The organism is Nitrosophilus labii, from assembly GCF_014466985.1.
Classification (GTDB): domain Bacteria; phylum Campylobacterota; class Campylobacteria; order Campylobacterales; family Nitratiruptoraceae; genus Nitrosophilus_A; species Nitrosophilus_A labii.
Genome location: NZ_AP022826.1, coordinates 511063 through 524283, shown reverse-complemented (window position 1 = coordinate 524283; position 13221 = coordinate 511063). Strand labels below are relative to the sequence as shown.

The 13221-nt window shown below is 35.4% G+C and carries 10 protein-coding genes, 1 tRNA gene and 1 pseudogene; 10 read left to right on the top strand and 2 right to left on the bottom strand.

The window, feature by feature from the left end; genetic code table 11:
* Positions 1-217: 217 nt before the first annotated feature.
* The gene (locus NIL_RS02685; protein WP_187648092.1) at positions 218-2512 is read left to right on the top strand and encodes a molybdopterin oxidoreductase family protein; all 2295 of its coding nucleotides are present in this window, start codon (positions 218-220) and stop codon (positions 2510-2512) included.
* Positions 2513-2522: 10 nt separating this feature from the next.
* Positions 2523-4424 (top strand): ferredoxin-like domain-containing protein, encoded by a 1902-nt coding sequence (locus NIL_RS02680; RefSeq protein WP_187648091.1) that lies wholly within the window; start codon positions 2523-2525, stop codon positions 4422-4424.
* 14 nt (positions 4425-4438) lie between these two features.
* On the opposite strand, the gene NIL_RS02675 is transcribed toward NIL_RS02680, so the two are convergent.
* On the bottom strand, positions 4439-4663 hold the full coding sequence (locus NIL_RS02675) for a hypothetical protein (RefSeq protein ID WP_187648090.1): 225 nt from the start codon (positions 4661-4663) through the stop codon (positions 4439-4441).
* Positions 4664-4739: 76 nt separating this feature from the next.
* On the opposite strand from NIL_RS02675, the gene gyrA reads away from it, so the two are divergent.
* The 8 genes and pseudogenes from gyrA (at position 4740) to NIL_RS02635 (ending at position 12374) form a co-directional block, all read left to right on the top strand.
* A complete protein-coding gene (gyrA, locus tag NIL_RS02670) occupies positions 4740-7208 on the top strand; it encodes a DNA gyrase subunit A (protein WP_187648089.1) in 2469 nt (822 codons plus the stop codon).
* Positions 7195-8220 carry an aspartate-semialdehyde dehydrogenase gene (locus NIL_RS02665; RefSeq protein WP_187648088.1) on the top strand — a complete coding sequence of 342 codons (1026 nt, stop codon included), beginning with the start codon at positions 7195-7197 and terminating at the stop codon, positions 8218-8220. The genes gyrA and NIL_RS02665 overlap by 14 nt, the downstream gene beginning before the upstream one ends.
* Positions 8220-8738: a YqhA family protein gene (locus NIL_RS02660; protein ID WP_187648087.1), complete on the top strand. Its 519-nt coding sequence runs from the start codon at positions 8220-8222 to the stop codon at positions 8736-8738. Before NIL_RS02665 ends, NIL_RS02660 begins: the two co-directional genes overlap by 1 nt.
* 42 nt (positions 8739-8780) lie before the next feature.
* Entirely contained in the window at positions 8781-9803 is a 1023-nt protein-coding gene (gene hemE / locus NIL_RS02655) for a uroporphyrinogen decarboxylase (protein WP_187648086.1), read from the top strand.
* Positions 9800-10717 (top strand): radical SAM protein, encoded by a 918-nt coding sequence (locus tag NIL_RS02650; RefSeq protein ID WP_187648085.1) that lies wholly within the window; start codon positions 9800-9802, stop codon positions 10715-10717. The genes hemE and NIL_RS02650 overlap by 4 nt, the downstream gene beginning before the upstream one ends.
* Positions 10718-10768: 51 nt before the next feature.
* Positions 10769-10843: transfer RNA gene (locus NIL_RS02645), tRNA-Asn, on the top strand.
* A 289-nt stretch (positions 10844-11132) separates the two neighbouring features.
* A pseudogene (locus tag NIL_RS02640) lies at positions 11133-11383 on the top strand (transposase); the annotation flags it as partial.
* Between the two features lie 292 nt (positions 11384-11675).
* Entirely contained in the window at positions 11676-12374 is a 699-nt protein-coding gene (locus tag NIL_RS02635) for a tetratricopeptide repeat protein (RefSeq protein WP_187648083.1), read from the top strand.
* A 76-nt stretch (positions 12375-12450) separates the two neighbouring features.
* On the opposite strand, the gene NIL_RS02630 is transcribed toward NIL_RS02635, so the two are convergent.
* The gene (locus tag NIL_RS02630) at positions 12451-13212 is read right to left on the bottom strand and encodes a tetratricopeptide repeat protein (protein WP_187648082.1); all 762 of its coding nucleotides are present in this window, start codon (positions 13210-13212) and stop codon (positions 12451-12453) included.
* Positions 13213-13221: the final 9 nt, after the last annotated feature.

Below are 13221 nucleotides of genomic sequence, written 5' to 3'. Positions count from 1 at the left end.
AAGGCTTTGAAATTTTAGCTTGAAAATTTTATGTTCGCCCTTAGGCGAAAAAAGTGCACTCAACCCCGTAAGGGCGCTTGCATTTGTACTTTTTAATAAGATATTTAAGCGTTAGTTTTACTAAAAATTTCAACTCGCCTGAGTGAAATTTGGTAATTTTTAAAGCATTCAATTTAATAAATAGCTGATGTTTAATGGTAAATAAGAGGGAGTTAAAATGATAGGAAAGATTAAAGATTTTTTAGGTTTAGATATCAAAGAGGATAAATACGCACTTGCCGACGATCCACTCTTTGGAAAAATATCTAAAGAGAAAAAACCCGATTTCTGGGTAAAATCTACCTGCGGCTATTGCGGTGTGGGATGCGGACTTTATATAGGCGTTAAAAACGGCAAAGCCACATATACCAAAGGAGATCCGGCTCATAACGTAAATCTAGGCACCCTATGTCCAAAAGGCTTAAGCGAACATTATATTCTCTACGCTTCAAACAGAGCACTATATCCCAAAGTCAAAAAAAACGGAAAACTAACAAACGTTAGTTGGAGTGAGGCTTACGAAAAAGCGTTTGAAGGTTTTAAAAAAGTTCAAGAAATTTACGGGAAAAACGCCGTTGCGGTAATCTCTACAGGACAGCTTTTGACTGAAGAGTTTTACGCTCTTGGAAAATTTGTCCAATTAGGACTCGATACTAGAAATTACGACGGAAATACAACCTTATGTATGGCAAGTGCGGTTATGGGATATAAACAGAGTTTCGATAGCGATGGACCGGTAGGAAGCTACGAAGATATAGCAAAAGCCGATGCGGTATTTGTCATAGGAGCAAACCTTGCCGATAACCATCCTATAATAGTTCACCATCTTATGAAAAACAGAAAAAACAAAAAGATAGTGGTGATAGATCCTAGACGCTCAAAAACGGCGAGACTAGCCAATATATACGTACCTATAAAACCTAGAACAGATTTGGCGCTATTAAACGGATTAGCTTATATAATCTGGGAACAAGGATGGTACGATGAGAGATTTATCAAAGATAGAGCCCTAGGCTGGAGAGAGTTTGTTAAACATATACAAGATTATCAACCCGGACACGTGGCTCATATAACAGGAATTGAGACTAAAGAGCTATACAATCTTGCAAAACTGTACGCAAAAAGCGAAAAGAGCCTTATTTGTTGGACGATGGGAGTCAATCAGTCTTATCAAGGTACCGATACCGTAAGTGCCATAAATAATCTAGCCATTATGACTGGAAAAATCGGCAAAGAGGGGTGTGCTCCTTTTTCTATAACAGGACAATGCAATGCCATGGGAACCAGAGAGTTCGGATTTACCTCATCAATCCCGGGCTACAGAAAATTCGAAAGTCAAAAAGATAGAGAGGAGTTCGCAGCTCTTATAAACGTGCCTATAGAGATGATACCTGATCACAGAGGATATAAATATACCGAAATAATTGAAGCTATAGATAGAGGTGAGATAAAGGCGTTATGGGTGGTATGCACAAATCCTTTGATAAGTTTTCCAAACCAAAAAATGCTTAGAAGAGCACTAAAAAAGTTGGATATTTTAGTAGTTCAAGACGCGTTTATGAGCGATACGGCAAAGATTGCCGACGTAGTTTTTGCTGCAGCTACTTGGGGAGAGAAAGAGGGTTGTTATACAAATAGCGAAAGAAGATGTAACAAAGCCAACAAAGCGGTAGAACCTCCTGCCGACTCCAAAAGCGATTTTGAAATAATTCTGGAGTTTAGCCAATATTTCGGAGTTAAAGAGCTTCTTTTTAAAGATTGGAAAGAGCCTAAAGACGCATTTGAGGAGATTAGAAAAATTTCTCGCGGCAGACTTTGCGACTACAGCGGTATGAGTTATGAAAAGATAGAAAATATGGGAGGGATTCAGTGGCCGTGCAACGAAAAGTATCCTAATGGATGCAAACGGCTCTATAGCAAAGATATGCCTTTTGAACATGAAGATGGCAAAGCAAAATTTATAAATGCCCATTGGGAGCCTCTACAAGAAGATATATCAAAAGAGTTTCCTCTTATATTAAATACGGGTAGAACGGTTGAACATTTTCACACTAGAACCAAAACAGGACAGATAAAGATTTTGGACGATTTAGCTCCTGAAGCTTGGTGCGAGATAAATCCTCTTGATGCCGAAAAACTAAAAGTTAAAAATTATGATCGTATAACTATAAGCTCTTCTAGAGGCAAAGTTGAAAATCTAGTTGTAAAAGTCACACAAAGAGTCGCACCAGGAACGGTATTTGTACCTTTTCACTACAATACTCAGCTTATAAATATATTGACTCAATCTCTATTTGATCCAAAAAGCGGCGAGCCAAACTTCAAACAGACCGCCGTTCAGTTACACTCCGAAAAAGTTCCAAAAGGTATAGTTTTAAAAGAAAATATCGCCGGAGAGATCTCTTACGAAGCTGTTTGTGAAAAAAGTAGTGAAAAGAACAAAATAGAAGATAAAATCAACATTCAAAGCTAAAAGGATGTATATGTTAAAAAGATTGATTGAAGTAAAAGAAAAAAGAAGCGCTAAAATAAACAAAATCGAAAAAATCAAAGCTAAATTGTCCCCAAAAAAGGCTTATGAAAGACTTCAAGAGCTTGCAAAAAAAGGATATGAAGCAATTAGCGAAGAAGATAAAAACATATTTTTGAAATATTTCGGCCTTTTTGACAAAAATGAGTTTACGCCTAAACAGTTTATGTTAAGAGTTAGAATCCCAGGAGGCATACTTACTCCTAACCAGGCAAAAATTTTAGGAGAGTGTGCTAAAGAGTTTGGAAAAGACTATATCGACCTTACCACAAGAATGCAAGTAGAACTTAGAAATCTACATATAGAAGATATTGGGCAAATTTTTGAAAAACTTGAAAGTGTTGGTATAACAACCTATCAAACAGGAATAGACAATTTAAGAAACATAGTCACCGACCCTCTTGATGGATTAGCTATGGATAACTTTTTGGAGAGCCACCCTACTCTTTTAAAACTTCAAGAACTTTTTTTGAAAAAGGATGAGTGGATAGGAACTCTTCCAAGAAAATTTAATACCTCTATAAGCGGAAGCGTAGTTAACAGATGTAATGTTTATGGACATGATTGCTGTTTTGTGTTAGCAATGAAAGATGGTATCTACGGATACAATGTCTATCTTGGAGGGAAAGTAGGTAAAATCGCAAAAAGTGCAGATATTTTTCTGACTCAAGAAGAGGTTGTAGAGTTTTTTGAAAATCTTATAAACCTTTATAAAGAGTACGGTTTTAGAGACAACAGAAACAAAAACAGGCTCTACTTTTTGATAGAAGCCGTAGGAATGGAAAATTTTATCAAAGCTCTAAAAGAGTTCAGCGCAACAGATTTCCAAAGCGCTGGAGAGACACTTTGTAAAATGGAGCATTTTGATAACAATCAAGGAAGAGTTCAGTTAAAAGACGGCTCTTTCGCTCTTCACTCAATAGTCCCAGGGGGTATATTTAGCGGTACCGATATGATAGAAGCGGCAAATTTAGCTGAGGAGTTCGGAAAAGACCTTAGAATATCGGTAGAACAAAATTTATATATCACTGGAGTAAAAAATTGTGAAGAAGTTTTAAACCACAACTATTTTAAAAAATATAAAAATATTGACTCTCCCTTTTTCAACAATCTTATCGCTTGCACCGGAAAAAACGAATGCAACTTTGGAGTAATACCAAATAAACCCGATGCTATAGAAATGGCACAATTTTTAAGCGAAAATATCGACGCAAACAAAGCAAAAGTTAGAATGTACTGGAGCGGCTGCGTAAAGGGATGCGGAATACATGAATTTGGAGATATAGGTTTTGTAGGAGCAAAAGCGAAAGTTAAAGGAGTAGTAGAGTTTGGCGTAGACATTTTGATGGGAGGAAGCCTGACAAAATCTAAAGAGGCTCGTACTATCTTAAAATCCGTTCCTTTGAGATTTGCTAAATACCTTATCTTGGAACTTATGGAAGAGTTTAAAACAAACAGAAGCAAAAACGAAAACTTCGAAACCTTTTTCGAAAGAGTCTTAAATGGATTTTCAAGCGGCGCGATAGCCTTTTTAATGAAGTTTAACTACTACCTTAAAACAAAAGGAGTAAATTATCGATTTAACCTATTAAAACATAAACCTATCGGCAGATTTGAGCCTTTGGAGATATTTGATTTTGGAAACGAGATATACAAAGAGTTAACGGCTAATAAAGCATATCTCGAGGTTTACAACTTTTGGCCTATTGGCTCATCCAAACCTGTTCATCCTTTAAAACTTAACAAAAATTTACCAAAAGAGGTAGCCGATATAGTATATAAAATGGTGCATCCAAACATAAAAGAGAGATATCAAGTGTTTAGCGAAATTTTAAAAGATATCGATTTGTGGTAAATTTTTACTGCAAATCAGAGCTTAAACTCGTTTTCTATCTCTTTTGCTTTCGTCAATCCTTTAATCGTTAGCCCGCTATCGTTTAAAAACTTCTCCTTCTTAAGCTCTTTTAACAGCCTTTTTCCCTCTTTTAGTGAAAACACTCTACTATTTTCCAACATTAAAACTATATCTTTAAAGCTCTCGTTTTCCTCTTTTTTATAGATAGCCAAAAGTAAAACTTTTTTATTTATATCCATAACTTTCCCTAATTAAACCATCAATAAGAGTTGAAAAGATATAATATCTAAAATTTTTCTAAATAGAGGTAAATTGATGGCTGATCTTTTTGAAAAGAGTCAAGATATACAAGAAATAGACATAGAAGAGAGTGTTAAGGCTAGCTATCTTGACTACTCTATGAGCGTTATTATAGGCCGTGCTTTGCCAGACGCAAGAGATGGTCTAAAGCCTGTCCATAGACGCATTTTATATGCGATGAACGAACTTGGCCTAACAAGCAGAGCTGCTTATAAAAAGAGTGCCAGAATCGTAGGGGACGTAATAGGTAAGTATCACCCTCACGGGGATACAGCAGTCTATGATGCACTTGTTAGAATGGCTCAACCATTTTCAATGAGAATACCTTTGGTTGACGGACAGGGGAATTTTGGCTCCATTGACGGAGACAACCCTGCGGCAATGAGATATACCGAAGCTAGAATGACCTCTTTGGCTGAAGAGCTTTTAAGAGATATAGATAAAGATACGGTAGATTTCGTTCCAAACTACGACGATACTCTAACAGAACCTGATGTATTGCCAAGCAGAGTTCCAAACCTTCTTTTAAACGGATCAAACGGTATCGCCGTAGGAATGGCTACAAACATCCCTCCCCACAGAATCGACGAACTGATAGACGCACTTTTGGTTCTCATTGAAAATCCTAATGCAGAGCTTTCCGAAATCATGGAACATATCGAGGGTCCAGACTTTCCAACCGGAGGTATAATCTTCGGTAAACAAGGGATTTTAAACGCTTATAAAACAGGTAGAGGAAGAATCAAAGTAAGAGCTAAAACTCACATTGAAAAAAAAGGTAACAAAGAGATTATTGTCATCGATGAACTCCCATACCAAGTTAACAAAGCAAGACTAATTGAACAGATAGCAAATCTAGTTAAAGAGAAACAGATAGAAGGTATTGGCGAAATTAGAGACGAAAGCGATAGAGAAGGTATAAGAGTAGTAATAGAGCTAAAAAAAGATATATATAGCGATATCGTTTTAAATAATCTTTATAAATCTACCAATATGGAGATAACTTTTGGGATTATACTTCTTGCTATAGAAAACAAAGAGCCAAAAGTTTTTACTCTTATAGAGCTTTTAAATCTCTTTTTAAATCATAGAAAAACGATAGTCATAAGAAGAACTATATTTGAACTCGAAAAAGCCAAAAAGAGAGCGCATATCTTAGAAGGGCTTTTAAAGGCGCTAGATAACATAGACGAAGTTATCAAAACCATAAAAGCTAGCGAAGATACTCCAAGCGCTAGAGTCGCTTTGATAGAAAGATTTGATCTTAGCGAAATTCAAGCAAACGCTATCTTAGATATGAAACTCCAGCGCTTAACCGGCCTTGAGAGAGAAAAACTAGAAAACGAATATAAAGAGCTTATGGCGGAGATAGAGAGACTATCGGCTATACTAAAAAGCGAAGAGAAACTAAACGAGATCATAAAAGAGGAACTTTTAGAGATAAAAGAGAAGTTCTCTACTCCTAGATTAACCCAGATTGTTGAAAGTTACGAAGAGATAGATATAGAAGATCTAATACCGAACGAGCCTATGGTAGTTACTATAACTCATAGAGGTTATGTAAAAAGAGTTCCTCTAAAATCTTACGAAAAACAAAAACGAGGCGGTAAAGGCAAAACGGCCGTTACCACTTACGAGGACGATTTTATAGAAGATTTCTTTATCTCCAACACTCACGATACTTTAATGTTCGTAACGGATAAAGGACAGCTATACTGGCTCAAAGTATACAAAATCCCTGAAGCTGGACGATCCGCCAAAGGTAAAGCTGTAGTAAATCTTTTGCAACTCGAACCGGACGAAAAAATAAAAGCCATTATCCCTACAACAGATTTTGCGGCCGACAAATCTTTGGCTTTCTTTACAAAAAACGGAGTCGTCAAAAGAACAAATCTAAGTGAATTTAGCAATATTAGAAGCAGAGGGATTAAAGCCATAACACTAGATGAAAATGATGAGCTTGTAAGCGCCAAAATCATCACTCCTCAAACACAGTGGCTATTTATAATAACACAAAAGGGAATGTGTATAAGATTTAGAGTAGAAGACGTGAGAGAGATGGGAAGAAGCGCTAGAGGCGTAACGGGTATAAGATTTAAATATAGCGGAGACAAAGTTGTAGGAGCTGAAACTATAAAAGAGGAGCATCAAGAGCTCCTAACCGTTAGCGAAAAAGGTATCGGTAAAAGAACGGAAGCTATTGAGTATAGAGAGCAAAGCAGAGGCGGCAAAGGCGTTATCGCTATGAAGCTTACTCCAAAAACTGGTGACGTGGTAGGTGTAGTAACCGTAGATGAAGATAAAGATTTGATGGTTTTAACCAGCGTAGGGAAAATGATAAGAGTAGATATGACAAGTATTAGAAAAGCCGGAAGAAATACAAGCGGAGTAGTTATAGTAAAACTCGATAAAGGCGACAAAGTCGTAAGTATCGCAAAATGTCCAAAAGAGGAAGAAGAAGGAGAAGAAGTTGAGAAAAGTTAACGTAGCTGTAGTCGGCGCAACTGGAGCTGTTGGCGAAGAGATGTTAAGAGTAATGGAAGAGTACGATTTTCCGGTAAACAATCTTATCCCTTTGGCTAGCGCAAGAAGCGCTGGAGCAAAGGTAGAGTTTAAAGGCGAAGAATATACGGTTTTAGAATTGACTGAGAAGGTATTTGAAGAAAAAGAGGTTGAGATAGCCCTTTTTAGCGCGGGTGGAAGCGTATCGGCTCACTATGCTCCATACGCTGTAGAAGCAGGAGCCGTAGTTATCGACAACACAAGTCATTTTAGAATGGAACCAGATATTCCATTGGTAGTTCCGGAAGTAAACCCTGATGATATAGCGGCTTGGCAAAACAGAGGTATCATAGCAAACCCAAACTGTTCTACAATCCAGATGGTACAGGCTCTAAAACCTTTAGACGATATTTTCGGAATCAAAAGAGTGGATGTTGCCACATATCAAGCTACAAGCGGTGCGGGAAAAAGTGCAATGGAAGAGATGGTTACGCAAATGAGAGATTTTTTCGCTTTTAAACTGGATGAGAGCGAACATAACAAGTTCCCACATCAAATCGCTTTAAACGTTATTCCCCAAATTGACAAATTTATGGATAACGGTTATACCAAAGAAGAGATGAAGATGGTGAATGAGACCAAAAAAATAATGCATAAAAATATCGAAGTAAGTGCAACCTGTGTTAGAGTCCCAGTTCTTAGAGGACACAGTGAAGCAGTTACTATCTGGTTCGAAAGAGATATAACTGCAGATGCTGCAAGGGAAGCTCTATATAACGGAAAAAATATTGTAGTTATAGATAATCCTCAAAATAGTGAATATCCTATGCCTATAACGGTTGTGGACAAAGACGAAACATATGTAGGAAGAATCCGAAAAGATATCTATAGAGACAACGTACTTCATATGTGGGTCGTTGCGGACAACTTAAGAGTAGGTGCCGCTACAAACGCGGTTAGAATAGCTTTAAAATGGTTGGAAATGGAGAGCTAATGAATTTATTAGAAAATATTTTTGAAAATCTGCTATGGAAAGGAAGACTTTTTATAATTTTAGCCGTAATTTTTGGAATGTTTGGAGCGGTAGTACTCTTTATCGTAGCAAGTATAGATATTTATCACGTCGGTACTTATACCTTTGAGGTTTTAACTTCCGGCTCTCATCCGAAAGATTTTCATGAAAAACTTGTAGGAGATATCATAGGTGCAGTCGATTTATATCTTATTGCTGTAGTAATGCTGTTATTTAGCTTTGGTCTTTATGAACTATTTATTTCAAAAATAGATGTAGCTGAAAGAAGTGAAAGCTCGAAAATTTTGCAAATCCATAGTCTTGATCAGTTAAAAGATAAACTTGCTAAAGTTATTGTTATGGTATTAATTGTTAGTTTTTTTAAAAGGGTTTTACATACCGAATATAACGGAGCGTTAGAGATGTTATATTTTTCAGGCTCTATCTTTGCTTTAGCAATAGGGCTCTACTTTTTACATAAAAGTTCAAATTCACACTGATCAAAAATCGGCTTCGCCGAATTTAAAATATAAAGGATTAAAATGATTTTCGTAGACGCATGTTTTAGAAAAAAGACCCCCTACACTCCTATATGGATGATGAGACAAGCCGGTAGATATCTTCCAGAATACATGGAAGTTAGAAATAAAGCAGGAGATTTTTTGACCCTTTGTAAAAATCCTAAGATGGCAGCCGAAGTAACACTTCAGCCTGTAGAGATTTTGGACGTAGATGCGGCTATTTTGTTTAGTGATATACTAGTAATTCCTCTTGAAATGGGAATGGATCTTAGATTTGAAAAGGGAGAAGGTCCCGTTTTTAGCGATCCTATAAGAAATATGGAAGATTTAGAGAGACTCTACGACTATCCGGAAGAGAGATTAACTTACGTTTATGAAACTATAAAGTTAGTTAGAGAAAAACTTCCAAAAGATAAAGCATTGATAGGTTTTAGCGGTGCCCCCTGGACACTTGCTACATATATGGTAGAAGGAAGCGGCTCTAAAACCTACGCAACTATAAAAAAACTTATATATACAGAACCAGAGTTTATGCACGCGCTTATGATAAAAATAACCGAAGCTGTAAAAGCCTATCTCGTAAAACAGATAGAATCTGGCGTAAATGCTGTTCAGATATTTGATAGCTGGGCTAGCGCTTTGGAAAAAGATAAATTTTTTGAGTTCAGTTGGGATTATATGGTGGATATTGCTGAATTTTTAAAAGACAAATACCCGCATATTCCGGTTATTTTGTTTCCAAAAGGAGTGGCAGGGTATCTAGACGCTATTTATGGAAAGTTTGACGTCTTTGGTGTAGATTGGGGAACCCCTATAGATTTGGCAAAAAAACATCTTGGAGATAGATACGTACTACAAGGAAACATGGAGCCTACAAGACTCTACTCTAAAGAGGCCACAAAAGATGGAGTTGAAAAAATTGTCGAAATAATGGGAGCAAAAGAGGGACATATATTCAATTTGGGACACGGAATGCTACCGGATCTTCCCGTAGAAAACGCAAAATTTCTTGTAGAGCTTGTCCACGATCTTACTAAGAGATGAGATATATTTTTGGTCCCGTAAATTCTAGGAGATTCGGTCTATCTTTAGGGATAGATCTGAGTCCCGAGAAAAAGAGTTGCAACTTTGATTGTCTTTACTGCGAATTAGAATCCGCAAAACCAAAAAACACCATAGACAATCCTCCTAAAGTTGAAGATATTTTAAAAGAGTTAAAAGAGTCTTTAAATAGGTTTGACGATATAGAAGTTATAACTATCACTTCAAACGGAGAACCTACTCTATACCCCTATTTAAAAGAGTTAGTCGATGAGATAAAAAAGATAAAAAAAGATAAAAAATTGCTTATCTTATCAAACGGTGCTTTGATATATAAAAAAGAGATTCAAAACATACTAAAAGAGATAGATATAGTAAAACTATCTCTCGATTGCGCCACAAAAGAGTGTTTTAAAAAGCTTGATAGACCTTTAAAAGAGATATCTTTAGAAAAGATAGTAGAAGGTTTAAAAGAGTTTTCCAAAAGCTTCAAAGGCTCTTTAATCATAGAAATTTTAGTTGTTAAAGGAATAAACGATAAAGAAGAGGAGTTTGAGAAATTAAACGAAGTTTTAAAAGAAATAAAACCTGAAAGAGTCGATATAGGAACAATAGACAGACCACCGGCATACAAAGTCTCGCCTGTCTCTTACGAGAGACTATTTGAACTATCAAAAAAAATAGAAAATTTACCTGTTACTATAGCCCATAGAAACAAAACATATAGAACCAACAAAGATATGAGCAAAGAGGAGATTTTACGTACATTAAAACGAAGACCTTTTACTTTAGAAGATATTGAAGCCATTTTTTCTAAAAAATCACTAAAAACTTTTGAAAAATTACTAAATGAAAAAAAAATAGTAAAAAAAGTGATATCAAACACTACTTTTTATACCACAAATATTGACAAATAGAAAAAAATCCTTTATAATTCTACTCGTCTTTCAAAGAGAGCCTTAAAAGATTCCGGATTAGCTCAGTGGTAGAGCAACCGGCTGTTAACCGGTTGGTCGCAGGTTCGAATCCTGCATCCGGAGCCATTTTACTTCATAACCCTCATAAAAATCATCCTCGAAATTATCGCCCAAGTAAAAAAGCGATAAAATATCTTAAAGAAATCATTACTATTGATATTTTAATAGCTCAAAAAAGATAGTGTATACTTAAGTTCGCAATTTTACTTGAAGACTCTTTTGATTTTTTTCTAAGATTTGAGATTTTCAAAGGAGTTGGATAGACTTCCCAGTGAGGAATAAAACAAGTAGGAGGAAGCCTATCTAAGAGAAATAATAACAAAAAATAGATGAAATAAAAACATTCAAAAAGATAATGACACAGTTTGTGTTTGAGGAAGATCCACTTTTATCAATGATGAAATGGGTGATGGAACAGTTGATGAAGATAGAGTCTGAGATGAAAGTTGGAGCTAAAAAAGGTGAGCATAATAGTGAGAGAAAAAGCTATTTCAGTGGTTATAGATCAAGAAGGTTTGATACAAGGTTAGGGACAGTTTATCTTAAATTTTAAAGATAAGAAAAGGTGACTTCATTCCCTTTACCATTACCGATCGAAACAGATCACATTGCAAAAAGAGTATCCAAACGCAAGGGTTGACGCTTTGCATGAGAAAGTGAAAAACTATGTAAGAAAAAATTTTGATATACAGAGCATTTGTAATGACCCCTTATATGTTTCACATCTAAACTACAAACTGGAAGTAATCTTAAAAAAACAGTTATCAAAAAAATTTTCTCAAACAGCAAACTATCTTCAACAAAAGTTTTATAAAAAATATAATAAAATTTTATTTAAGAATTGTAAGATATAATATAAACAAGCATTAATAAAAATTATATATAAAAAGGAAGGAATATGAAAAAAACATTAGTATTTATTATACTCTTTCTAACTTTAAATTATTTAAGTGCCGGTAAATTAGAGTTTAAACAGCGACTTATACAAAGTGCTACTGAAAAAGCTCAAAACGGAGATCCAAACGCACAATTTACCTTAGGAGAGATGTATTATTTAGGTTTTTTGGGAAAAAAAGATTATAAAAAAGCTATAGACTGGTACGAAAAAGCAGCAAAAAACGGACATATAAAAGCAATGTTCAATCTTGGATACATCTACTTTACAGGTAAAGGCGCCGAAAACGACTATTCAAAAGCGCGATACTGGTTTGAACAAGCTGCCGAAAATGGAGATCCTAAAGCTCAAAGATATCTAGGAGAAATTTTTTATAAAGGACTTGGAGTAGCAAAAGATTACAAAAAAGCGTTTTACTGGTATAAAAAAACGGCCGACCTTGGTTATCCAAAAGCGCAATATATCGTCGGACAAATGTATAAAAGGGGTTTGGGAGTAGAAAAAGATCTAGAAAAAGCAAAATATTATCTTATTCGATCAGCATCCCAAAGTTGTTCGGAAGCAGAATTGGAGCTTGGGAAAATGTATTTAAACGGTGAAGGAGTAGAAAAGAGTGAAGAAAAGGCTCTATATTATCTAAAAAAGGCTCTAAAAGACGGAAAAAAAGAGGCTAAAAAGTATTTAGAAAAGATAGAAGAATGAAATATTAAATAAAGAGAGTTGGAAAAAACAAATTATGCTTTCCAATCTTTCTTTAATAATGACTTTCTCTAAACAATTATTCATTTTCATCTAGACCGGGCAAAGTCTCTTTTCTTATGATAACTTTCCAACCGTAAGTATCTAAAACTTTTTTTGCTGGTCTATAGCCATTCATATAAGAGTACTGCATCCAATATTTTGCTAGTTCTAGTTCCTTTTTTACTCCCTCTCCGGTTAAATACATCTTTCCTAAATAGTACTGTGCTTCAGCGTGCCCGTGTAAAGCGGCTTTTTCAAAAAGTTCAGCAGCGATAGAGAAATCCTGTTTTACCCCTTTTCCACTATAAAACATCTTACCTAATATAAAATGAGCTTGAGGATAGCCTGAATCGGAAGCTTTAGTAAACCAATAAAGAGCCTTTCCATAATCAGTAGAAACGCCTTCACCTTTATAATACATCGTTCCTAAATATAACATAGATTTAGGATCTCCATTTTTCGCCGCTTCTTTGAACCATTTTAGTGCTTTTTTGTAATCCTTTTTTACCCCTATTCCATTATGATACATATATCCGAGATTAAACATTGCTTTTATATGTCCGTTTTTTGAGGCTTTTTCAAAATAATCTACAGCTTTATTATAATCTTTTGTTACTCCCATTCCTAAAAAATACATTTCACCTAAAGAAAAAAGGGCATTAGGATCCCCTTTTTCGGCTAGCTTAATAACAGAATTATATGCTCTTTGAATAAATTCACTTTTATTATCTGAAGCAAAAAGAATAGTTAATGTTAATATTGAAAACACAAATACTTTTAAAAACGATATTTTCTCCATTTTATACTC

Coding starts and splice junctions, on each gene's coding strand:
- gyrA (WP_187648089.1), top strand. CDS start 4,740: ATGGCTGATCTTTTTGAAAAGAGTCAAGATATACAAGAAATAGACATA.
- NIL_RS02650 (WP_187648085.1), top strand. CDS start 9,800: ATGAGATATATTTTTGGTCCCGTAAATTCTAGGAGATTCGGTCTATCT.
- NIL_RS02660 (WP_187648087.1), top strand. CDS start 8,220: ATGAATTTATTAGAAAATATTTTTGAAAATCTGCTATGGAAAGGAAGA.
- NIL_RS02685 (WP_187648092.1), top strand. CDS start 218: ATGATAGGAAAGATTAAAGATTTTTTAGGTTTAGATATCAAAGAGGAT.
- NIL_RS02675 (WP_187648090.1), bottom strand. CDS start 4,663: ATGGATATAAATAAAAAAGTTTTACTTTTGGCTATCTATAAAAAAGAG.
- hemE (WP_187648086.1), top strand. CDS start 8,781: ATGATTTTCGTAGACGCATGTTTTAGAAAAAAGACCCCCTACACTCCT.
- NIL_RS02630 (WP_187648082.1), bottom strand. CDS start 13,212: ATGGAGAAAATATCGTTTTTAAAAGTATTTGTGTTTTCAATATTAACA.
- NIL_RS02680 (WP_187648091.1), top strand. CDS start 2,523: ATGTTAAAAAGATTGATTGAAGTAAAAGAAAAAAGAAGCGCTAAAATA.
- NIL_RS02635 (WP_187648083.1), top strand. CDS start 11,676: ATGAAAAAAACATTAGTATTTATTATACTCTTTCTAACTTTAAATTAT.